Source organism: Streptomyces sp. NPDC096105, from assembly GCF_044763335.1.
In the GTDB taxonomy this organism is placed as follows: Bacteria; Actinomycetota; Actinomycetes; order Streptomycetales; family Streptomycetaceae; genus Streptomyces.
The window spans coordinates 63,509-82,785 of sequence record NZ_JBIWGC010000002.1 but is presented as its reverse complement, the minus strand read 5'-3'; the positions used below and the strand labels follow the sequence as shown (position 1 = coordinate 82,785).

The window sequence follows — 19,277 nt, the reverse complement described above, 5'->3', positions numbered from 1 at the left end:
GTCCGCACGCCGCATTCCGGCGAGGTGTCCGTGCCCCGCACTCGCGCGAGGCGTCCACGCCTCCGCACTCCCGCGAGGGGGCGCGCTGCTCGCTCTCCGCCGGCCGCGCCGGGACACCACCGGTCGCCACCGGACCCCAGCGCTCCGGAGCGACCCGGATCAGCGACGCGCCCTGCTCCACCATGACCGCCCGGTACTCGTCCCGGTCGGGGTGCTCACCGGCGGTGCAGCGGTGGTACCCCGCCGGCGGCTCCACCGGCTCGGGCAGGCCCAGCACCTCGACGGCGCCGACGACCCGCACCCGGGGCCCCTGCCGAGGCGCCGGCCCAGGCGGACGCGGCACCTAGGCCGCCATCGCCTCCGGGAGGTTGTCGTACACGGGCACGTCGCGGCGCAGCCCGGTCACTTCCAGCACGCGGCAGGCCATGCTCTCCGGCAGGGCCACCAGGAGCACCCGGGTGTCGGGGAGCAGGAGTCTTCGGGCGTCGTTGATCAGGCGGACGCCCTGGGAGTCCATGAAGCGGGTCGCCGACAGGTCGAGGACCATCACCTGCGCCGGGCCCGCGGAGCCGGAGCGGGCCTGGTACATGATCAGCGGCAGCAGGCCGTCGGCGTTGCGGACGTCGATCTCCGACGGCAGCGGGAGCATGACGCGCTCGGCGGGAGGGGGCGGGAGGGTCACGGCACTCACCTGACAGTAGTTGGTCCGAAATCGGAAAAAGGCCGCTTCCTGACCTCCACTCATTGCACCACGGGGAGGGGCCGGACCGGAAGCGGCCGAGGTCCGCAGGCCGTGCTCACCCCTCGGGGAGCGATTCCCCCCGCACGGCCTGGACGTCCAGTTCCACCCGGAGCGTCGTGCCGATGGCGGCGATGCCGGCCTGGACGACCTGGTTGTAGTGCATCGCGAAAGCCTCGCGGTGCAGTTCGGTCGTGGCCCGGAAGGCCGCGCGGGTGCCGCCCCACGGGTCCGCGCCCGTGCCGAGGTACGCCAGGTCCAGGTCGACCGGGCGGACCACGCCGCGCATGGCCAGTTCGCCGTGCACGGTCCAGCGGTCGGCGCCCGCCTGGGTGAGCCCCGTGGACCGGTAGACGATCTCCGGGTACCGCTCGGCGTCAAGGAAGTCCGGGGACCGCAGATGGGTGTCCCGCATCCCGTTGCCGGTGTCGATGGACGCGGCCCGGATGACCGCCTCCACCCGCGACTTGGTGACGTCGTCCGGGGCGATCTCCACCGAGGCGGTGAAATCGGTGAACCGTCCCCGCACGCTGGAGATGCCCAGGTGCTGGGCGACGGCGGCCACACTGGAGTGCGCCGGGTCGACGGTCCACGGTCCGGGCGGCGGCAGCTCCGTGCCCCCGGTCCGGGCCAGCGTGACCGTCCCGATCTCCGCGCGCCCGCTCGCGGTGACGAGGGCGCTGGCGGCGGCGGGCGCGTACCCGACCGCGGTCACGACGACGGTGTACGCCCCCGGAGCCAGCTCCGTGGCGTCCCGGACGGCGCCCTCGGCGTCCGCCTCGGCGCGCAGCACCTGGGCGCCGGTCCCGTCGGTCAGCGTGACGACCGCGTGCGACACGGCCCATCCGTCCCGGGTGCGGATCCTCGCGGTCAGTGGCATCCCGTCTTCTCCCTGAAAAGGCTCATAAAAGGGTCGTGATACGACCGGCCCGCGGCGGGGGCGCGTCTCCGCTACAGGACGCGCGGGCCCGCCACGGGCCGGGGCTCGGGTCACTCGCCCGGATGGGCGAGCTCGACGTCGTGGTCGTCCACACCGGGACCTGTGACCGTCAGGGCGCTCGCCACCGGCGGGTAGCCCGTGGCGATGACGGTGTACTCCCCGCCGTCCAGATCGGCGAAGGCGTACGCGCCGTCCTCACCGGTCGTCGCCGTGCCGACCACGTTGCCCGCCGCGTCGACCAGGGTGACCCGGGCGTCGGCCAGCGGACCGTGCGGGGCGCGGACCACGCCCCGCACGTGGGCGCCGGTCTCCAGGTCGGCCTCGACCCGGGTGACGCCCGTGGCGCCGATCTCGACCGGCAGGGCGCGCGGCCGGTACCCGGCGGCGTTCACCGCCACGGTCACCGCGCCCGGCACCAGCTCGGTGAACGAGAACTCGCCCTGCTCACCGGTGGTCCCGGTGGCCAGCAGGTCCCCGCGCACATCGGTGACGATCACCATCGCGTCCCTGACCGGCTGCCCGGTGTCCGCCGCGCGGACCACACCGGTCATGCCGCTGGTGCCGCTGAGCAGGACGTCGTAGGAGACCGGCTCGCCGTTCACCACGACCGTGGACGCCTGCGGCTGGTGCCCGTCGGCGGCCGCGATCAGGACGTACGACCCCGCCGAGGGGGCGTCCACCGCGTAGGAGCCGTCGTCCTGGGCCACGCAGCGGCCCAGCTGGCGTCCGCCCAGGGAGATCAGTGTGACGGCGGCCCGCGGCACCGGGACGCTGTCCGCGCCCCGCACGAAGCCGCGCACCGGGATGCCGGCGGAGGCGGACTCCTCGGACCGGGCGGCGGTGGCGACGGCGGACACCGGCTCGGTGAAGGTGTCTCCCGCGGCGGCCCGGGTCTCCGGGGCGGCGGAGCCCGCGGGGGCGGCGGCGGCCTCGGCGGCCGCCGGGGCGACCGGGTCGCCGGCGCCGGTCTGCTCCTGCGCGGCCTGGGCCAGCGCGCCGGTGGTCCGCAGCGGGACCTCCTTGATGAACACGGTCACCAGGAAGCCGAGCAGCGCGATCGGCGCGACGTACAGGAAGATGTCGGCGATGCCGTGGCCGTAGGCGCTCTCCAGCCAGGTGCGGATGGACGGAGGCAGCAGGTCCATGTCGGGGATGGTGCCGCCGCCGGAGGCCTTGGCGGCCGCCGCCTGCTCCTGCGGGCTGAGCGAGCCGATGGTGTCCGCCGCGTAGTGGCTGATCCGGCTGGACATCACCGAGCCGAGCACGGAGACGCCCACCGCACCGCCGAGGGAGCGGAAGAAGGTGACCACGGAGGAGGCCGCGCCCAGGTCGTTCGGGGCCACCTGGTTCTGCGTGCAGAGCACCAGGTTCTGCATCATCATGCCGACACCGAGACCCATCAGCGCCATGAAGACGCCGATGTGCCAGTACGGGGTGTCGTGGCGCATCGTGCTCAGCAGGCCGAGGCCCGCCGTGAGCAGCACGCCGCCCGCCAGCAGCCAGCTCTTCCAGCGGCCGGTCCTGGTGATGACGATGCCGGAGACGGTCGACGATATGAACAGGCCGCCGATCATCGGGATGGTCATGACGCCCGACATGGTCGGGGACTGGCCCCGGGCGAGCTGGAAGTACTGGCTGAAGTAGACGGTGCCCGCGAACATCGCGATACCGACGAACAGCGAGGCCAGCGAGGCCAGCGTGATGGTGCGATTGCGGAACAGGCGCAGCGGGATGATCGGCTCGCTCGCCCTGGACTCGACCAGCAGGAAGACCAGCGTCAGCAGGAGCGAACCGCCCACCATCACACCGGTCTGCCAGGACATCCAGGCGTACTTGTCGTCCGCGAAGGTGACCCAGACGAGCAGCAGACAGACGGCCGCGGTGACGAAGGAGGCGCCGGCCCAGTCGATCTTGGCCTTCCGCTTCACCAGGGGGAGGTCCAGCGTCTTCTGCAGCACGATCAGCGCGATGACCGCGAACGGGACGCCGACGTAGAGGCACCAGCGCCAGCCGAGCCAGCTGGTGTCGGTGATGACGCCGCCCAGCAGCGGGCCGCCGACGGTCGCGACCGCGAAGGTCGCGCCCAGGTAGCCGGAGTACCGTCCGCGCTCACGCGGGGAGATCATCGCGGCCATGATGATCTGGGCCAGCGCGGCGAGACCGCCGCCGCCGAGGCCCTGGATGGCGCGCGCGGTGATGAGCATGCCCGGGTTCTGCGCCGTGCCGGCCACGATCGAGCCGATCACGAAGATCACCAGGGCCGTCTGGACCAGGACCTTCTTGCTGATGAGGTCGGCGAGCTTGCCCCACAGGGGGGTGGAGGCGGTCATCGTCAGCAGCGAGGCGGTGACGACCCAGGTGTAGGCGCTCTGGCCGCCGCCGAGGTCGGAGACGATCTCGGGCAGGGCGTTGGTGACGATGGTCGACGACAGGATGGCGCAGAACATGCCGAGCAGCAGCCCGGACAGCGCCTCCATGATCTGCCGGTGGGTCATCGGAGCGTCCTGGGAGGATCCTCCCCCGTGCTTGGCATGAGCCCGCACACCGTTCGGTGTGGTCGTTGCCATGGACTTCCTTCTCTTAGGTGCTTGCGGGTGTACGGGTGGTCTGTTCGAGCGCGGAGGGTGCCTGCCGGGGCACGGTGCGGGGGTCGCCGAAGCTGTCCCTCAGGCGCGCCATCAGCTGCGTGAGGCGGCCGACCTCCTCGTCCGACCAGTCGCCCAGCCGCTCGGCGAGGAGCTGCGTCGTGCGCCGGAACAGGTCGTCGAGCCGGGTCTGGCCGGCCGGGGTGAGCCGCAGGATGCGGGACCGTTTGTCGGCGGGGTCGGGGGAGCGTTCGATCCAGCCGCGCTCGGCCAGATGGGCGACGTGGCGGCTGGTGACGGACATGTCCACGGACAGCAGCTCGGCGAGTCTGCTCATGCGCATGTCGCCGTGGCGGCCCAGCACGGTCAGCACGGCCGCGGAGCCGCTCGGGCAGTCCGACGGCATCAGCCGGTTCATCTCCCGTTTGACGGCGCCGAAGGCGCTGAACTGCCGGACCAGCTCCTCGTACTGTGCCGACTCGGCCATGGCACCTCCGTTTCGTTGCTTGAAGCAACCTTAGGTATCGATGGTTGCTGAAGACAAATAAAAACGGGCCGTCCGTCTCCAAAACTTGGCAAAGGCAAGTAATCGCGACAGTAAACGCGCAGGTGGGGAGGGATGCACCCGTGGGACACCGGTCTCCCGCGTCCGGTCCGGTCGCCCTTCCCCGCCCCGCTTGGGGCCCCGGACGGTGATTCGCTAGTGTCTCGGAACATGGCTAACACCCAGGGCCCGCAGGGCAATCACGACCCCGCCGGCAGCACCCAGATGTTCCGCGCGTTCGTCGACGAGGCCCCCGAGGGCCGGCAGGCGGCGTCCACGGGCGGCGGACCACGGATCGGTCTGATCGTCGGCATCGTCGTCGCCGTGGCGATCGTCGCGGCGGTGGCCTGGCTCGCGCTGAAGTGAGCGGGAAGGCCGCCGAGGAGTCCTCGGCGGCCTTCGTGGTCCGTGCGCACCCGGTGCGCGGCGACGTCCCCGCCCCTCGCGGAGGGCGACCCCGCACGGCGGTGCGGGCCGCCCCGTCCTCGAAGCTGGGCCGTGCACGGCCCGCCGTGGACCTCGCCCCGTGGGGGCGGGACGCAGGGGGCCGCGCCGCACTGGAGCGCAAGACCTGTCGGACGAGTGCCCGCGGGCCGTGCGGGGCGCCACCGCGTCCGAACGGCGTGGGGCACAGACCCGCGCTCGGGCGTCGGCCACAGGGCCGGAGGAGCGAGGCTTTGCCCCCGGCGAGCGGCCGTGGGCCGCACAGCGCCGGACGCGCCAGGGTCCCGCCCGAGCGGGCCGTGGCACGCGCGGTTCCCGGGGGGCCGAAGACCGCGCGGCCCGGAAAGCGCGAAGCGCCCCCGGCCCGCAGCGCGGCGATGCCCGTGACCGGGAGCGCGGAGGCGCCCCGGACCGGTGAGCCGGGGCGCCTCCGCGCCCGGAGTCGTCGTGGACGGTCAGTCCGAGATGAGCCCGTCCCGCAGCTGGGCCAGTGTGCGGGTGAGCAGGCGGGAGACGTGCATCTGGGAGATGCCGACCTCCTCGCCGATCTGCGACTGCGTCATGTTCGAGAAGAAGCGCAGCATGATGATCCGCCGCTCGCGCGGCGGCAGCTTCGCCAGCAGCGGCTTCAGCGACTCCCGGTACTCCACGCCCTCCAGCGCCGTGTCCTCGTAGCCGAGGCGGTCCGCCAGGGAGCCCTCGCCGCCGTCGTCCTCCGGGGCGGGGGAGTCCAGCGAGGACGCCGTGTAGGCGTTCCCCACCGCGAGGCCGTCGACGACGTCCTCCTCCGACACGCCGAGCACGGCGGCGAGTTCGCTCACCGTCGGGGAACGGTCCAGCTTCTGGGAGAGCTCGTCGCCGGCCTTGGTCAGCGCCAGCCGCAGCTCCTGGAGCCGGCGCGGCACCCGCACCGACCAGGACGTGTCGCGGAAGAACCGCTTGATCTCCCCGACCACCGTCGGCATCGCGAACGTCGGGAACTCCACGCCCCGTTCGCAGTCGAAGCGGTCGATCGCCTTGATCAGACCGATGGTGCCGACCTGGACGATGTCCTCCATCGGCTCGTTGCGCGAGCGGAACCGCGCCGCCGCGTACCGCACGAGCGGGAGGTTGAGCTCGATCAGCGTGTCCCGGACGTAGGCGCGCTCGGGGCTGTCCTGGTCGAGCACGGCGAGCCGCAGGAACAGGGAGCGGGACAGGGTGCGGGTGTCGAGGGCCGCCGTCTCCGGGAGGTCCGGAGCGGGTGTGGTGGCGAGGGCCGGGCCCTCGTCGATGGGGCCGAGTGCGTCGAGAGCATGGGGAGCTGACTCGCTCTCCGCGAGCGTGAGCACCTTCGAGCTGCCCTGTTCTGCGGACATGCCACCCCCTTTGGGTCGCGGGACGGTCGCGGCGAACGCTCCCGATCCGGGGAACGCAGCCTTCACCTGAATACCGGCGCCGAGGCTCCGGCAAACGCGCTTCCGGCAGAATGTCACATGTCGGCAACGCGCTGTAGTGACATGTCGACATCTGAGATGCGAATCAGCCCTGGAAACAGGGGGTCTGACGGATTGTCGGACGGAAAGAACGCGGATGTGCGCCGTCGGGCGATTTCGCTCTTTACGGTTACGCGTCGATCCTGTTTGCGGACCTCAGCCGCTGGAAGCTCCGGGCCAGCAGCCGGGACACGTGCATCTGCGAGACGCCCAGCTCGGCGCTGATCTGTGACTGCGTCAGATTGCTGTAGTAACGCAGCAGCAGGATGCGCTGCTCGCGCTCCGGCAGCTGCACGAGGAGGTGCCGGACGAGGTCGCGGTGCTCCACCCCGTCCAGGGCCGGGTCCTCGTAGCCGAGCCGGTCCAGCAGGCCGGGCATCCCGTCGCCCTCCTGCGCGGCCTCCAGCGAGGTGGCGTGGTACGACCGGCCGGCCTCGATGCAGGACAGCACCTCCTCCTCGGAGATGCGCAGCCGCTCGGCGATCTCGGCGGTGGTCGGGGTGCGCCCGAACGCGGTGGTGAGGTCCTCCGTCGCGCTGTTCACCTGCACCCACAGCTCGTGCAGCCGGCGCGGGACGTGGACGGTGCGGACGTTGTCGCGGAAGTACCGCTTGATCTCCCCGACCACGGTCGGCATCGCGAACGTCGGGAACTGCACCCCCCGCTCCGGGTCGAAGCGGTCGATGGCGTTGATCAGCCCGATGGTGCCGACCTGGACGACGTCCTCCATCGGCTCGTTCCGGGAGCGGAAACGGGCGGCCGCGTACCGCACGAGCGGAAGGTTCGCCTCGATGAGCGCCGCCCGCACGCGGGCGTGCTCCGGCGTGCCCGGCTCCAGGTTCTTGAGCTGACCGAACAGCACCTGGGTGAGGGCCCGGGTGTCCGCGCCACGGCGTCTGGCTGGGGTCTGGACCGCGTCGGGGGACGCCTCGTCCTGGGGCGGCGCGGAACTGGCCGACACGGTCAACGCCACCTCTTCATCGCTCACATCGTCCGTCAACTCATTCGGCAAAAGCGGTCATAGCATCACAAGACTGACTCACTGTGCGCAAGCACCGCATATTCCGTGTTGAAGGCGGGAAACGTCCGTGGAACGCTCCGAGGCCCCCTGCCGGCGCGGCAGGGGGCCTCGGAGCGCGGAGCGCGGACGGGCCGTCAGAACTCGTAGTCGGCGATCACCCACGTGGCGAACTCGCGCCACAGGCCGACCCCCGCCTGATGGTCCGGGTGCTCCACGTACCGGCGCAGCGCCTCGGCGTCGTCGAATGCCGAGTTGATGGCGAAGTCGTAGGCGATGGGGCGGTCGCTGATGTTCCAGGCGCACTCCCAGAAGCGGATCTCCGGGATCTTCCCCTCCAGCGCGCGGAAGGCCTCCACGCCTTCGACGACCGCGGGGTCGTCGCGGCGGACGCCCTCGCCGAGCTTGAAGAGCACCAGGTGCCGGATCATCACTTGCCTCCCGCGGCCAGCCAGGTCATGAAGTCGCCGACCGCCTTCGCGGCGTCCGAGATGCCCTGGAACCCGATGAGGACGTAGTCGGCGGCGGTCTCGGGATCCGTGATGATCACGTACAGCACGAAGACCACCAGCAGGTAGACGGCGGCCTTCTTCGCGTTCACCGCCATCGCGGCCCTCCCCTGTCACTGCTGTCACGCGCGCATCGAGCGGGCCCATGATCGCACGAAGGGCCCCGTCTGACGACGGGGCCCTTCAGAAGCGGTAGCGGAGGGATTTGAACCCTCGGTGACTTGCGCCACACTCGCTTTCGAGGCGAGCTCCTTCGGCCGCTCGGACACGCTACCGAGGGAGACCTTACAGCACGGTGGCGCGTGGGCCGAAATCGGTGTTCAGCGTCCGCGGAAGAACTCCGTGAGCAGCCGCGAGCACTCCTCCGGGAGCACGCCCTCGATCACCTCGGGACGGTGGTTGAGACGCCGGTCGCGGACCAGGTCCCACTGCGACCCCACCGCCCCCGCCTTCTCGTCCCGGGCGCCGTAGACCACCCGGTCCACCCGGGACTGCTGGGCCGCGCCCGCGCACATCGTGCAGGGCTCCAGCGTGACCACCAGGGTGCAGCCGGCCAGCCGCCACTCCCCGGCCCGCTCGGCGGCCCGGCGCAGCGCGAGGACCTCCGCGTGCGCGGTGGGGTCGCCGCCCGCCTCGCGCTCGTTGTGGGCGCGGGACAGCACGGTGACCCCGTCCGCGGCCAGCACGACGGCCCCGACGGGGACGTCCCCGCCGGGGACGGCCCGGCGGGCCTCGTCCAGGGCGAGGCGCATCGGCTCCCGCCAGCGGTCGCGCACCGGGTCCGGGAGGCCGGGCGCGGGGGTGGTGGCCGGCACGGTCAGCGGACGGTCTCCAGCACCTCCGAGGCGCCCAGGGCCTCGGCGATCTCCGAGACGGCGTCCTCGGTCATCGAGCGCAGCTCCTTCTCGGTCACGCCCAGGTCCTCCAGGACCTGCGCGTCCCCGACCGGGCCGTGCGGAACGGACTCGCCGGAAGCGGCGGACGGGCCGCCGTCGGCGTCCTCGTCGTCCGGCTCACCGTCCTCCGTGCCGTCGAGGTCGAGGGTGTCCAGGTCGGGGCCGCCGTCCCCGGGCTCCCGGCCGAGCAGTTCGTCGGTGAGCAGGATCTCCCCGTAGCTGCTGCGGGAGGCCGCCGCGGCGTCGGACACGTAGATCCTGGGGTCCTCCTCACCGTCCACGCGGACGACGCCGAACCAGCCGTCCTCCTGCTCGATCAGCACGAGCACCGTGTCCTCGTCAGGAGAGGCTTCCCGGGCCAGGTCGGCGAGATCCGACAGGGTTTCCACATCGTCGAGTTCCGTGTCGCTCGCTTCCCACCCGTCTTCGGTGCGCGCGAGCAGTGCGGCGAAGTACACCGTGACTCTCCCACTGGTCATAGGCGTGCCGGTTGGGGGTCCCCCCGGCGGAGGTGTGCGGGCGGGTATGCGGAGTTCCGAGACCCCGCCCACTGGGAATCGTGGCAGAAACAAGGCCATCAGGGGACGTCTTCCGCTCCCTGTGTCCGGCAGTTTCGGTCGCAGTGCGCCGAGTGCGCCCCGGAAGGACTCACCAGCGCACTTGTTGCCGCCACGACCGGATCGTACGCGGCTTTCCCCGCCGCCCGAGCGCGGCGCTCTCGGGCGACGTGTCCGGGGCGCGACGGGGCCCGTGATCGCGGGTCGGCGAGCCGCCGGTTCCGTACGCCCGCCTGGCGGACGTGGCGTGTCGCGGACGCGCCCGCCGCCGGTCGCGGGCATGCGCGCCTCTCCCCGCATGCGCAGCCCCCGGACGGCACCGGCACCGCCGGAACCCCGCTACCAGCGGAACGTCCGCATCCGCATCGCGTGCCGCAACCGCGCCGCCTTTGCCCGTCGCGGCTGCACCCGGTCCCGCAGCGCCCGCGCCTCCGCCAGCTCCCGCAGGAACCGTGCCCGCCGCCGCCGGCGCTCGGCCTCCCAGTCGACCTCGCCCCCGGCGCCGCCCTCACCGGCCCCGGCCGCGCCGGAAGCCCGGCGCGCGCCGGCCGACGGATTCCCGCGATCCTCCTGCTCAGACATTGCGTCATCACCCCAGTCCGTCCCTCCCACCTTCCCCCGGCCGGGCGTTTTGACGCCAGCGAAGGAGTGACGGGGGCCCCAGCCCCTTGTCCCGCACGCGGACGCCGGCCCCTCCGCGGCCCGGTTAGGGTTGAGGCCATGCGTCTCCACGTCGTCGACCACCCCCTGGTCGCCCACAAGCTCACCACGCTGCGCGACCAGCGCACCGACTCCGCGACCTTCCGCCGCCTCGCCGACGAGCTGGTCACCCTGCTCGCCTACGAGGCCACGCGCGACGTGCGCACCGAACAGGTCGACATCCAGACGCCGGTGGCGCGGACTACGGGCGTGAAGCTGTCCCACCCCCGCCCCCTGGTGGTGCCGATCCTGCGGGCCGGCCTCGGCATGCTGGACGGCATGGTCCGGCTGCTGCCGACCGCCGAGGTGGGCTTCCTCGGCATGATCCGCAACGAGGAGACGCTGCAGGCCTCGACGTACGCCACCCGGATGCCCGAGGACCTCTCCGGGCGTCAGGTGTACGTCCTGGACCCGATGCTCGCGACCGGCGGCACGCTCGTCGCGGCCATCCGGGAGCTGATCGAGCGCGGCGCGGACGACGTGACCGCCGTGGTGCTGCTGGCCGCGCCGGAGGGTGTCGAGGTCATGGAGCGCGAGCTGGCCGGCACGCCGGTGACGGTCGTGACGGCGTCCGTCGACGAGCGACTCGACGAGCAGGGCTACATCGTGCCCGGCCTCGGCGACGCGGGCGACCGGATGTACGGGGCCGCGGAGTAACTCCGCGCGCGTCACAGCCCCCGCGGGCTCCGCTCGAGCGTGCTCGGGCGGGACCCGCTCAGCAGTTCTTCGAGGCGGGCGTCGGCTCGGGGTCGGCCAGTGCGGTCAGCGCCTTGTCGGCGTCCGCCTTCGCCGTCAGGCCCCGGAACGCGTCGCCGATGATCAGGTCGAGCTCGGCGCCCTTGCGGGCCGGGTCGGTGCGCCGCTCGGCGCCGGCCAGCTGGGCGCCCAGCACCGGCAGCGCCGTGTCCAGCGCGGTGGCGGGACCGAGCAGCACGCCGGCGCCCTTGACCTTCTTGTCGTACGTCTCCGGCGCGTTGGCCACCTCGCCGATCCGGAAGCCGCGCTTCTTCAGCTCGTCGGCGGTCTTCTGGGCGAGCCCGCTGCGGGTCGTGGCATTGAGCACGTTGACGGTGATCGTGCCGGGGCGCAGCAGCGGCTTGGCGGCCCCCACGGCGTCGGCCGACGGCTTCGCCGCGGTGGTGCAGGCGGCCTTGGCGCCGACCGCGGAGGCGGAGTCTCCCCCGCCGGTGAACACGTCGATGAGTTGCAGCGTGCCCCAGCCGCCCACGCCGAGCACGGCGGCGGAGGCCGCGCTCAGCACGACGAGCTTGCCGCGCCGTCGGGGCCGGCGCATCCGCGGGTACTTGTCACCCGTGATGCGGTACTGGCCGCCCATGCCGGGTGGAGTGAGCATGCTCATGGGCGCAGCGTAGTGCGCCCGGGCTGCTATGCCTACTAGATGATCATTCGACTGGAGGCAGTCCAACCCGAAAGGGCCAAACCGGGCCGTCAGGGGGTTCGACGGGCGTCAGTCGAGTTCGAGAACGCGCGCGTGCAGCACCTGGCGCTGCTGGAGCGCCGCACGCACCGCGCGGTGCAGTCCGTCCTCGAGGTACAGGTCGCCCTGCCACTTCACGACGTGCGCGAAGAGGTCGCCGTAGAAGGTCGAGTCCTCGGCGAGGAGGGTCTCGAGGTCGAGCTGCTGCTTGGTCGTCACGAGCTGATCGAGGCGGACCGGGCGCGGCGCCACGTCCGCCCACTGCCGGGTGCTCTCCCGGCCGTGGTCGGGGTACGGCCGGCCGTTTCCGATGCGCTTGAAGATCACACGGAAAGCCTACCGGTCGAGACGTTCCGGGCGCAGCCACGGCGACGCAGTACGCCGCCGTAAAAACCGCCCGGAACCATCGGAAAACGTCCCGCGCTCCCGCCGCGCGCCCTTTCCGGCCGCCCGGTCCGCCGCCGTCCGGCCCGCATACCCGCCCCCGGTACGGCGTCGGCCCGCCGGCCAGGCCCCGGCTTCTCCGCGGCCTTCACCGCCCTCGCCGACGCCTTCCTCCCCCGCTTGTGCGCCCGCGCCTTCGCCAGGGACTCCGGGTCCTTGAACGGCCACTCCGCCGGGATCCGCCGGTCCGGCGGCGTCCCGGTCGGCGCGGCGGGCGGGACGCGGCCCGGCAGCCGGCCGGCGTCGGAATCCTGGGCGAGGCGCGGTGCGACGTCCACGCCCCGGTGGTCGCGCGTCGCCCGTCGGGCGCGCGTCGCGGGTCAGCTCGCGCGCCAGTACCCCAGCGCCTGCACCCGCTGCTTGGCGAGGCCCAGGTCCTTGCGCACGAACGCGCCCAGCGTGCGGGTGGTCGCCGTGTCGCAGGCGATCCACACGTACGGGTCGGCGTGGGACCTCAGCAGGTCCGGCAGTTCGGCGCGGACGCGGTCCACCAGCGCCGCGCCCGCGTCCCGCCGGGGGACCTCGCGCACCTCGTGCCGCGCGGGATCGGCCACGCAGGGCAGCCCTTCCAGGGAGCCCTCGAACCAGATGGTCGCCGGGGTGTCGCCCAGGGCGCCCAGCAGGGAGTTGACGGCCGGCAGCGAGGCCGGGTCACCGACCACGCAGACGTGCGACGGGGCCGGGCTGGGGTGCTCGAAGCCGGTGCCCTGCACGGTCGCCTCGATGGTGTCCCCGGGCTTCGCCGCCCGCGCCCAGTCGCTGGCGCAGCCCTCGTGCAGCGCGAACTCCAGGGCGAAGGCGCCGGCCTCCGGGTCCGGGTCGACCAGCGTGTACGCGCGCTGGTGCGGCCTGCCCGCGTTGTCGAACCACAGCCGTACCCACATCGTGGGGTGGACGCCGGTCGTCGCCAGCATCCCGCCGTCGGTGAAGGTCACCCGCCGGTAGTCGGCGGTGACGTCCTCGGCGCCCGTCACGGTGAACTCGAAGTCCTTCGCGCGCAGCAGTCTGAGGACCGCGCCCTCCCAACCCCGCCCCTGCCCCATCGCGTCTTCCCCCTTCGCGTACGATGCCGCCACGTCACGGTGACTTAGGGGAGCCTAACCTAAAGGGGAGTGAGGGCACAGTGTCCGGTGCGATCTTCCGGGACGCCTGGGGGATTCCCCATCTGCGGGCCGACGACGCGCGTGAACTCGCCCGCGTCCAGGGGCTGGTGACCGCGCTCGACCGCGGCTGGCAGATCGAGGTGGAGCGGCACCGCGCCCAGGGCACCTCGGCCTCCTTCCTCGGCGCGGAGGCGCTGCCCTGGGACGTGCTGGTCCGGCGCGCCCGGGTGGCCGACACGGCCCGCCGCTGCCTCGCCCGCCTGGAGGAACGCGACCCGGAGACCGCCGACTGGATCCGGGCGTACGTCACCGGCGTCAACCAGGGCCTGGACGGGCACGACGCCCCCGAGTTCGGCCGCGCCGGTGTCCTCCCCGGCCGCTGGGAGCCGTGGACGCCGCTGGCCGTGTGGCTGTCCACGCACCTCCTCTTCGCCGGGTTCCCCGCCAAGCTGTGGCGCGACCACGCCGCCGCGCGCCTCGGGGCGGACGCCGTGGGCCTGTTCGCCACCGACGGCCCCGGCACCTCCGGCAGCAACGGCTGGCTGGTCACGGGGGAGCGCACGGTCACCGGGCAGGCGGTCGTCGCCGGCGACCCGCACCGCTTCATCGAGGACCCCGGCGTCTACCAGCAGATACGCCTGTCCTGCCCGGAGTTCGACGTCGTCGGCCTCGCCGTGCCCGGCGTCCCCGGCATCGCCCACTTCGGCCACACCGGCACGGTCGCCTGGGCCATCACCAACGCCATGGCCGACTACCAGGACCTCTACCGCGAGCGGCTGCGCCGCACCGGCGCCGGCGTCGAGGCGCTCGGCCCGGACGGGACCTGGCGGCGGACCGCCCGGCACACCGAGACCGTCGAGGTGGCGGGCGAGGAACCGGTCGAGGTGGAGGTCGTCGAGACCGATCGCGGGCCCGTCGTCATCGGCGGCCCCGAGGGCCTCGACGGCGGGGTGCCGGAGCCGGACGGGCCCCCGCTCGCCGTCGCCCTGCGCCACCCGCCCCGCGTCACCGCCGACCTCGGCTTCGGCGCCCTGCTGCCGCTGCTGCGGGCCCGCCGCGTCGCCGACGTCGACCGCGCCGCCGACCTGTGGGCCGAGCCCGTCAACGTCGTCCTGGCCGCCGACACCGAGGGCGGCACCCTGCACCGCGTGGCCGGCCGCGTCCCCGTCCGCTCCGACGCCAACCGCGTCCGCCTGGTGCCCGCGTGGGAGCCCGGCCACGAGTGGCGGGGCTGGCACGAGGCGCCGCGCGCCGGACTCGACGACGGCGTCGCCGTGATGGCCAACCAGCGCGGCCCCGCCGCCCCGCTCGGCGTGGAGTTCGCCCCGCCGCACCGCGCCGACCGCATCGCCGCGCTGCTCGCCCGGCGGCGCCGCTGGTCGGCCGCCGACATGGCCGCCGTCCACACCGACACCCACCTCGCCTCCGCCGCTCCCCTCCTGGACCGTCTGGCCGCGCTCGGCGCACAGGACCTCACCGGTCCCGCCGCCGCCCTGCGCGAGCGGCTGCTGGCCTGGGACCGGCACATGGACGCCGGCAGCGCCGACGCGGCGGCCTTCGCGGCCCTGCGCGGTGCGGTCGTCCGCCGGCTCGCCGCCGAGCCCGCCCTCGCGGCGGCCGCGGCCCCGCCCCCGTACCCGGAGGTCTTCCGCCCCTGGCTCGCCCTGGTCCCGCGCGTCGGGTTCGCGCTCGAACACCTGCTGTCGGCGGAGGACCTGTTCGGCGTCGACCGCCCGGCCGTCGTCCGCGCGGCGCTGGAGGAGGTGGCCGCCGCGCCGCCCGCCGGCGTCTGGGGCGACACCCACCGCCTCGCGCCCTGGCGGGCCCTGCCGCCCGAGGCGCCGCAGGAGGAGCCCGGCCTGTCCGGTGACCACGACTGCGTGCTGTGCACCTCCGCCGTGCCCGGCATCACCGACCTCGCCGCCCGCGGGCCCGCCGCCCGCTACGTCTGGGACCTGGCCCGGCGCGAGGACAGCCGCTGGGTGGTGCCGCACGGCGCCTCGGGCCGCCCCGGCTCGCCCCACCACCGCGACCAGCAGCCGCTGTGGCTCGCCGGAGACCTGGCCCCGGTCGTCACCGACTGGGCGCAGCTGACGAAGGAGACCGATGTCTGACCCGTACGCCTCCCGCCCGGCCGTCCACGAGCAGACGGTCGACGGCTTCGGCGCGGTGCGCGTCCTGCCGCTCGACCCGGCCGCCGACGCCCCCCTGCTGCACCGCTGGGTGAGCGAGGAACGCGCCGTGTTCTGGGGCATGAACGGCCTCACCGTGGAGCGGGTCGCCGAGACCTACGCGCACATGGAGACCCTCGACACCCACCACGCGTACCTCCTCGTCAAGGACGGCGCCCCGGCCGCGCTGCTCCAGACGTACGAGCCGGAGGCCGACCGGGTCGGCGAGTGCTACGACGTCCGGCCGGGCGACATCGGCGTGCACCTGCTGCTCGCGCCCCCGGAACCGGGCGGGACCCGCTCCGGCTGGACCGCGGGGCTGGCGGCCGCCGTCATCACGTACGTCCTGGTGGCCCTGGACAAGCGGCGGATCGTCGTCGACCCGGACGTCGGCAACGAGAAGGCGATCGCCCGCTTCCTGAAGCAGGGCTTCACCGCCGGACCCCGGGTGGTGCTGCCGAAGGTCGACCTGCCGGACGTGCACCTCCCGCAAAAACGAGCACAACTCGCGTTCCTCACCCGCGAGGTAGCCTTCGGCGGGTGACCCCCGACGACCTCGTCGCCCACTACCGGCTGGAGCCGATCCCCCGTGAGGGGGGCCGGTTCCGGCAGACCTGGGCCGGTCCCGCCCGGCCCGACGGCCGCCCCGAGGGCACCGCCGTCGTCGCCCTGCTCACCAGCGAGCCCGGCGACTTCTCCGCCCTGCACCGGCTGCCCGCGGACGAGACCTGGCACCACTACCTCGGCGACCCGCTGCGGATGCTGCTGCTCGCTCCCGACGGCACCAGCAGCACCCCGGTGCTCGGCCCCGACGTCCTCGGCGGCCAGCACGTCCAGCTCACCGTCCCCGCCGGCACCTGGATGGGCGCCCGGGTCGCGGACGGCGGCTCCTGGACGCTGTTCGGCTGCACCATGGCCCCCGGCTTCACCTACGAGGGCTACGAGCACGGCGACCCGGCCGAGCTGACGGCCCGCCACCCGGACCGGGCGGACCTCGTCGCGGAGCTGGGCCGCCCATGAGCGCCCGGGGACTGCTGCACGGTCAGGTCGCCCTGGTCACCGGCGCGGGCGGCGGCATCGGCCGGGGCATCGCCCGCCGGCTCGCCGAGGAGGGCGCGGCCGTCGCCCTGCACTGCCGCACCTCCGTCGCGTCCGCGCGGGAGACGGCGGGCGCCGTCCGGGACGCGGGCGGCAGGGCCGCCGTCCTGCGGGCCGACCTCACCGACGAGGACGCCTGCCACCGGCTGGTCGCCGAGGCCGCCGAACGGTTCGGCGGCCGGCTCACCGCGCTCGTCAACAACGCCGGCGTCCAGCCCGTCCAGGAGCTCGCCGGGATGACGGCGGCCGAGTGGCGCGCGGTCGTGGACACCAACCTCACCGCCGTCTTCGCCTGCACCCAGGCGGCGGCACGGCTGATGCGCGACCAGGGCGGCGGCTCCGTCACCCACGTCGCCTCGGTCGAGGCCCGCTTCCCCGCCCCCGGCCACGCCCACTACGGCGCGTCCAAGGCCGCGGTGGTGACGCACGCCCGCTCGGCGGCGCTGGAGTACGGCCCGTGGGGTGTGCGCGTCAACACGGTCTCGCCCGGCCTGATCGACCGGGAGGGCCTGGCGGACGCCTGGCCGGAGGGCGTACGGCGCTGGCGGGAGGCGTCCGCCGTGGGCCGCCTCGGCCGCCCGGAGGACGTCGGCGACGCCTGTGTGTTCCTCGCCTCCCCGCTCGCGTCCTGGGTGACCGGCCACGACCTGGTGGTCGACGGAGGGGCGACGTCCCGCCCGACCTGGTGACGACGTCCCCGCCGCGTTGAGCGGAGCGCGCCTTCCGTCCGTACCCCCTGGGAGGCGAACGGCCGGGAGGCGGGGACGACGTGGAGCGACGGCGCGACGGGACGGCGGGCGACCGGGGCGGAGGCCGGCTGGTGCGGGCCCTGGTGCCGCTGGGCGTCCTGCTGGTCCTCCTCCTCGCCGGCGCGGCCCCGGCGAGCGCCCACGCGGCCCTGCGCGCCAGCGACCCGGAGGAGGGGAGCGTCGTCAGGACGGCGCCCACCCACATCACCCTGACGTTCACCGAGTCCGTGGGCCTGCTCGAGGACTCCTTCCGGGTCTACGGCCCCGACAACCGCCGCGTGCCCGTGGAGGAGCCCCGGCACGCGGCCGGCGCCGCCGACACCGCCCGCGCCGCGCTCCCCCCGGACCTCGACGAGGGCACGTACACCGTGGCGTGGCGCGTGGTCTCGGCGGACAGCCACCCCGTCTCGGGCGCCTTCACCTTCTCCATCGGCACACCGTCCCCCACCCCGCCCCCGGCCCCCGAGGACCACGCCGAACACCCGGTCACCAAGAGCCTCTACGACACCGGCCGCTACCTCGCCTACCTCGCGGCCGCGCTGCTCATCGGCACGGCGGCGTTCGCGGCACTGTGCCGCCCGCCGGACACGGGCCCGCTGCGGGCGCCGCTGCTGTTCGGCTGGTGGACCCTGCTGGTGACGACGGCCGCGCTGCTCCTCCTGCGCGCCCCCTACGAGAAGGGCGCGTCCCCGGCGACCGCGCTGGACCTCTCGTCGTTCCCCGACACGCTCACCGCCCGCCCCGGCCTGGCCCTCCTCACCCGCCTGGCCCTGCTCCTGACAGCCGCCCTGCTCCTCCCCGTCCTCCGCCGCCGCCCCCTGCGCACCCGCGTGACGGCGGGCGCGGCCCTCTCCCTCGCCCTGGCCCTGACCTGGGCGTCGGCCGAACACGCCTCAGCCGGCATCCAGGTCCCGGTCGCCATGACCTCGTCGGTGCTGCACCTGCTGGCCATGGCGTGCTGGCTCGGCGGCCTGACGGCCCTCCTGCTCACGCTCCACCGCGCGAAGACCCCGCCGCCGTACGGCACGGTGGCCCGCTTCTCCCGTCTGGCGTTCACGTCGGTGACGGTCCTCGTCGTCACCGGCGCCTACCAGTCCTGGCGCGGCCTCGGCTCCTGGTCCGCCCTCACGGAGACGGCGTACGGCCGCACGCTCACCGTGAAGCTGGCCGCGACGGTGTTCCTGCTGCTCGCGGCGGCCCTGTCCCGCCGCTGGACGACCCTGTCGGCACGGCCGGCGGCGGTCGGGGAACGCGTACCCGAACCGGTGGGCGCGCCGGGCCCGCCCCCCGAGCCGGGGACCACGACCGTGACGGCCGGACCGGAAACCCTCCACCGCCGCGCCCTGCGCCGCTCCGTCCTCGCGGAGGTGGTGGTGGCGGTGGCCGTCCTGCTGGTCACCACGGTGCTGACCGGCACACCGCCCTCCAGGGCGGAGGCGGAGGCCGCGAAGGCGCCCGAGCCGCAGGTGGCGGGCCTGCCCGGCGCGGAGGCGTTCACGGTCCCCTACGACACGGGGACACCCGGCGGCAGCGGCACGGTCCAGGTGACGATGGACCCGGGCCGGGTCGGCGAGAACGGCCTCCAGGCGGTGGTCTTCGGTCCCCAGGGCGCCCTGACCTTCGTCCCCGAACTCCGCGTCGCCTTCACCCTCCCGTCCGAGGACGTCGGCCCCATCGACGCGAAGCTCACCGACCGGGGAGGCTACTGGGCCACCAACGACCTCACCCTCCCCCTGGAGGGCACCTGGACGATGAAACTGACGGTCCGCGTCTCGGACATCGACCAGGTGACGGAGACGCGGGGGGTGCGGATCACGCGGTGACGGGGCGGCAGGCGGTCCGGACGAGAGGGTGTCGGCTCACTCCGC

Annotated in this window: 21 protein-coding genes, 1 tRNA gene and 1 pseudogene; 7 read left to right on the top strand and 16 right to left on the bottom strand. The window is 73.9% G+C overall.

Going from position 1 to position 19,277, the window contains the following annotated elements; all coding sequences use genetic code 11:
• The 5 genes and pseudogenes from ACIQ8B_RS03125 to ACIQ8B_RS03105 all read right to left on the bottom strand — a co-directional run.
• A pseudogene (locus ACIQ8B_RS03125) lies at window positions 1-301 on the bottom strand (hypothetical protein); the annotation flags it as partial.
• 42 nt (window positions 302-343) lie between these two features.
• The gene (locus ACIQ8B_RS03120) at window positions 344-691 is read right to left on the bottom strand and encodes an STAS domain-containing protein (protein ID WP_403544863.1); all 348 of its coding nucleotides are present in this window, start codon (window positions 689-691) and stop codon (window positions 344-346) included.
• A 106-nt stretch (window positions 692-797) separates the two neighbouring features.
• Window positions 798-1,619, bottom strand: coding sequence for a YceI family protein (locus ACIQ8B_RS03115; RefSeq protein WP_403544861.1), 822 nt, complete (start codon window positions 1,617-1,619; stop codon window positions 798-800).
• A gap of 110 nt (window positions 1,620-1,729) precedes the next feature.
• Window positions 1,730-4,246, bottom strand: coding sequence for an MFS transporter (locus tag ACIQ8B_RS03110; RefSeq protein ID WP_403544859.1), 2,517 nt, complete (start codon window positions 4,244-4,246; stop codon window positions 1,730-1,732).
• 13 nt (window positions 4,247-4,259) lie between these two features.
• A complete protein-coding gene (locus ACIQ8B_RS03105; protein ID WP_106413489.1) occupies window positions 4,260-4,751 on the bottom strand; it encodes a MarR family winged helix-turn-helix transcriptional regulator in 492 nt (163 codons plus the stop codon).
• Window positions 4,752-4,979: 228 nt separating this feature from the next.
• On the opposite strand from ACIQ8B_RS03105, the gene ACIQ8B_RS03100 reads away from it, so the two are divergent.
• Window positions 4,980-5,174, top strand: a complete 195-nt coding sequence (locus ACIQ8B_RS03100; protein WP_403544857.1) for a hypothetical protein — start codon at window positions 4,980-4,982, stop codon at window positions 5,172-5,174.
• Between the two features lie 533 nt (window positions 5,175-5,707).
• Here ACIQ8B_RS03100 and ACIQ8B_RS03095 read toward each other — a convergent pair.
• The 8 genes from ACIQ8B_RS03095 to ACIQ8B_RS03060 form a co-directional block, all read right to left on the bottom strand.
• The gene (locus tag ACIQ8B_RS03095; RefSeq protein ID WP_290002029.1) at window positions 5,708-6,610 is read right to left on the bottom strand and encodes an RNA polymerase sigma factor SigF; all 903 of its coding nucleotides are present in this window, start codon (window positions 6,608-6,610) and stop codon (window positions 5,708-5,710) included.
• A gap of 247 nt (window positions 6,611-6,857) precedes the next feature.
• Entirely contained in the window at window positions 6,858-7,694 is an 837-nt protein-coding gene (locus ACIQ8B_RS03090) for an RNA polymerase sigma factor SigF (protein WP_290002745.1), read from the bottom strand.
• 188 nt (window positions 7,695-7,882) lie between these two features.
• Window positions 7,883-8,176, bottom strand: a complete 294-nt coding sequence (locus tag ACIQ8B_RS03085) for a Dabb family protein (RefSeq protein WP_290002028.1) — start codon at window positions 8,174-8,176, stop codon at window positions 7,883-7,885.
• Window positions 8,176-8,352 (bottom strand): hypothetical protein, encoded by a 177-nt coding sequence (locus tag ACIQ8B_RS03080; RefSeq protein ID WP_167534644.1) that lies wholly within the window; start codon window positions 8,350-8,352, stop codon window positions 8,176-8,178. Before ACIQ8B_RS03080 ends, ACIQ8B_RS03085 begins: the two co-directional genes overlap by 1 nt.
• Before the next feature lie 92 nt (window positions 8,353-8,444).
• Window positions 8,445-8,529 (bottom strand) — tRNA-Ser (locus tag ACIQ8B_RS03075).
• Between the two features lie 45 nt (window positions 8,530-8,574).
• Window positions 8,575-9,006, bottom strand: a complete 432-nt coding sequence (gene tadA / locus ACIQ8B_RS03070) for a tRNA adenosine(34) deaminase TadA (RefSeq protein ID WP_403545452.1) — start codon at window positions 9,004-9,006, stop codon at window positions 8,575-8,577.
• A gap of 65 nt (window positions 9,007-9,071) precedes the next feature.
• Window positions 9,072-9,608 carry a hypothetical protein gene (locus ACIQ8B_RS03065; protein ID WP_290002732.1) on the bottom strand — a complete coding sequence of 179 codons (537 nt, stop codon included), beginning with the start codon at window positions 9,606-9,608 and terminating at the stop codon, window positions 9,072-9,074.
• 438 nt (window positions 9,609-10,046) lie between these two features.
• A complete protein-coding gene (locus ACIQ8B_RS03060; RefSeq protein ID WP_290002018.1) occupies window positions 10,047-10,289 on the bottom strand; it encodes a hypothetical protein in 243 nt (80 codons plus the stop codon).
• A 138-nt stretch (window positions 10,290-10,427) separates the two neighbouring features.
• Here ACIQ8B_RS03060 and upp point away from each other — a divergent pair, with 138 nt between their 5' ends.
• Entirely contained in the window at window positions 10,428-11,063 is a 636-nt protein-coding gene (gene upp / locus ACIQ8B_RS03055) for a uracil phosphoribosyltransferase (protein ID WP_106413497.1), read from the top strand.
• Window positions 11,064-11,121: 58 nt separating this feature from the next.
• Here upp and ACIQ8B_RS03050 read toward each other — a convergent pair whose 3' ends face one another.
• The 3 genes from ACIQ8B_RS03050 to ACIQ8B_RS03040 all read right to left on the bottom strand — a co-directional run bounded on the left by ACIQ8B_RS03050 (window position 11,122) and on the right by ACIQ8B_RS03040 (window position 13,331).
• Window positions 11,122-11,742 (bottom strand): LytR C-terminal domain-containing protein, encoded by a 621-nt coding sequence (locus ACIQ8B_RS03050; RefSeq protein ID WP_403545450.1) that lies wholly within the window; start codon window positions 11,740-11,742, stop codon window positions 11,122-11,124.
• Window positions 11,743-11,874: 132 nt separating this feature from the next.
• A complete protein-coding gene (locus ACIQ8B_RS03045; protein ID WP_004943146.1) occupies window positions 11,875-12,171 on the bottom strand; it encodes a type II toxin-antitoxin system VapB family antitoxin in 297 nt (98 codons plus the stop codon).
• A gap of 437 nt (window positions 12,172-12,608) precedes the next feature.
• Window positions 12,609-13,331, bottom strand: a complete 723-nt coding sequence (locus ACIQ8B_RS03040; RefSeq protein ID WP_106413499.1) for a siderophore-interacting protein — start codon at window positions 13,329-13,331, stop codon at window positions 12,609-12,611.
• An 80-nt stretch (window positions 13,332-13,411) separates the two neighbouring features.
• Between ACIQ8B_RS03040 and ACIQ8B_RS03035 the strand changes: the two genes are divergently transcribed.
• The 5 genes from ACIQ8B_RS03035 to ACIQ8B_RS03015 all read left to right on the top strand — a co-directional run bounded on the left by ACIQ8B_RS03035 (window position 13,412) and on the right by ACIQ8B_RS03015 (window position 19,232).
• Window positions 13,412-15,505: a penicillin acylase family protein gene (locus ACIQ8B_RS03035; protein ID WP_403544852.1), complete on the top strand. Its 2,094-nt coding sequence runs from the start codon at window positions 13,412-13,414 to the stop codon at window positions 15,503-15,505.
• The gene (locus tag ACIQ8B_RS03030; protein WP_403544850.1) at window positions 15,498-16,106 is read left to right on the top strand and encodes a GNAT family N-acetyltransferase; all 609 of its coding nucleotides are present in this window, start codon (window positions 15,498-15,500) and stop codon (window positions 16,104-16,106) included. The genes ACIQ8B_RS03035 and ACIQ8B_RS03030 overlap by 8 nt, the downstream gene beginning before the upstream one ends.
• The gene (locus ACIQ8B_RS03025) at window positions 16,103-16,582 is read left to right on the top strand and encodes a cupin domain-containing protein (RefSeq protein WP_106413502.1); all 480 of its coding nucleotides are present in this window, start codon (window positions 16,103-16,105) and stop codon (window positions 16,580-16,582) included. The genes ACIQ8B_RS03030 and ACIQ8B_RS03025 overlap by 4 nt, the downstream gene beginning before the upstream one ends.
• Window positions 16,579-17,349 (top strand): SDR family NAD(P)-dependent oxidoreductase, encoded by a 771-nt coding sequence (locus tag ACIQ8B_RS03020; RefSeq protein ID WP_403544848.1) that lies wholly within the window; start codon window positions 16,579-16,581, stop codon window positions 17,347-17,349. The genes ACIQ8B_RS03025 and ACIQ8B_RS03020 overlap by 4 nt, the downstream gene beginning before the upstream one ends.
• A 143-nt stretch (window positions 17,350-17,492) precedes the next feature.
• On the top strand, window positions 17,493-19,232 hold the full coding sequence (locus ACIQ8B_RS03015; protein WP_403545448.1) for a copper resistance protein CopC: 1,740 nt from the start codon (window positions 17,493-17,495) through the stop codon (window positions 19,230-19,232).
• Window positions 19,233-19,277: the final 45 nt, after the last annotated feature.

Excerpts from the sequence above, each read along its gene's own strand:
- ACIQ8B_RS03060 (WP_290002018.1), bottom strand. The coding sequence starts at position 10,289 with ATGTCTGAGCAGGAGGATCGCGGGAATCCGTCGGCCGGCGCGCGCCGG.
- ACIQ8B_RS03115 (WP_403544861.1), bottom strand. The coding sequence starts at position 1,619 with ATGCCACTGACCGCGAGGATCCGCACCCGGGACGGATGGGCCGTGTCG.
- ACIQ8B_RS03105 (WP_106413489.1), bottom strand. The coding sequence starts at position 4,751 with ATGGCCGAGTCGGCACAGTACGAGGAGCTGGTCCGGCAGTTCAGCGCC.
- ACIQ8B_RS03080 (WP_167534644.1), bottom strand. The coding sequence starts at position 8,352 with ATGGCGGTGAACGCGAAGAAGGCCGCCGTCTACCTGCTGGTGGTCTTC.
- ACIQ8B_RS03100 (WP_403544857.1), top strand. The coding sequence starts at position 4,980 with ATGGCTAACACCCAGGGCCCGCAGGGCAATCACGACCCCGCCGGCAGC.
- ACIQ8B_RS03050 (WP_403545450.1), bottom strand. The coding sequence starts at position 11,742 with ATGGGCGGCCAGTACCGCATCACGGGTGACAAGTACCCGCGGATGCGC.
- ACIQ8B_RS03110 (WP_403544859.1), bottom strand. The coding sequence starts at position 4,246 with ATGGCAACGACCACACCGAACGGTGTGCGGGCTCATGCCAAGCACGGG.
- upp (WP_106413497.1), top strand. The coding sequence starts at position 10,428 with ATGCGTCTCCACGTCGTCGACCACCCCCTGGTCGCCCACAAGCTCACC.
- ACIQ8B_RS03085 (WP_290002028.1), bottom strand. The coding sequence starts at position 8,176 with ATGATCCGGCACCTGGTGCTCTTCAAGCTCGGCGAGGGCGTCCGCCGC.
- ACIQ8B_RS03030 (WP_403544850.1), top strand. The coding sequence starts at position 15,498 with ATGTCTGACCCGTACGCCTCCCGCCCGGCCGTCCACGAGCAGACGGTC.
- tadA (WP_403545452.1), bottom strand. The coding sequence starts at position 9,006 with ATGCGCCTCGCCCTGGACGAGGCCCGCCGGGCCGTCCCCGGCGGGGAC.
- ACIQ8B_RS03095 (WP_290002029.1), bottom strand. The coding sequence starts at position 6,610 with ATGTCCGCAGAACAGGGCAGCTCGAAGGTGCTCACGCTCGCGGAGAGC.
- ACIQ8B_RS03020 (WP_403544848.1), top strand. The coding sequence starts at position 16,579 with ATGAGCGCCCGGGGACTGCTGCACGGTCAGGTCGCCCTGGTCACCGGC.
- ACIQ8B_RS03040 (WP_106413499.1), bottom strand. The coding sequence starts at position 13,331 with ATGGGGCAGGGGCGGGGTTGGGAGGGCGCGGTCCTCAGACTGCTGCGC.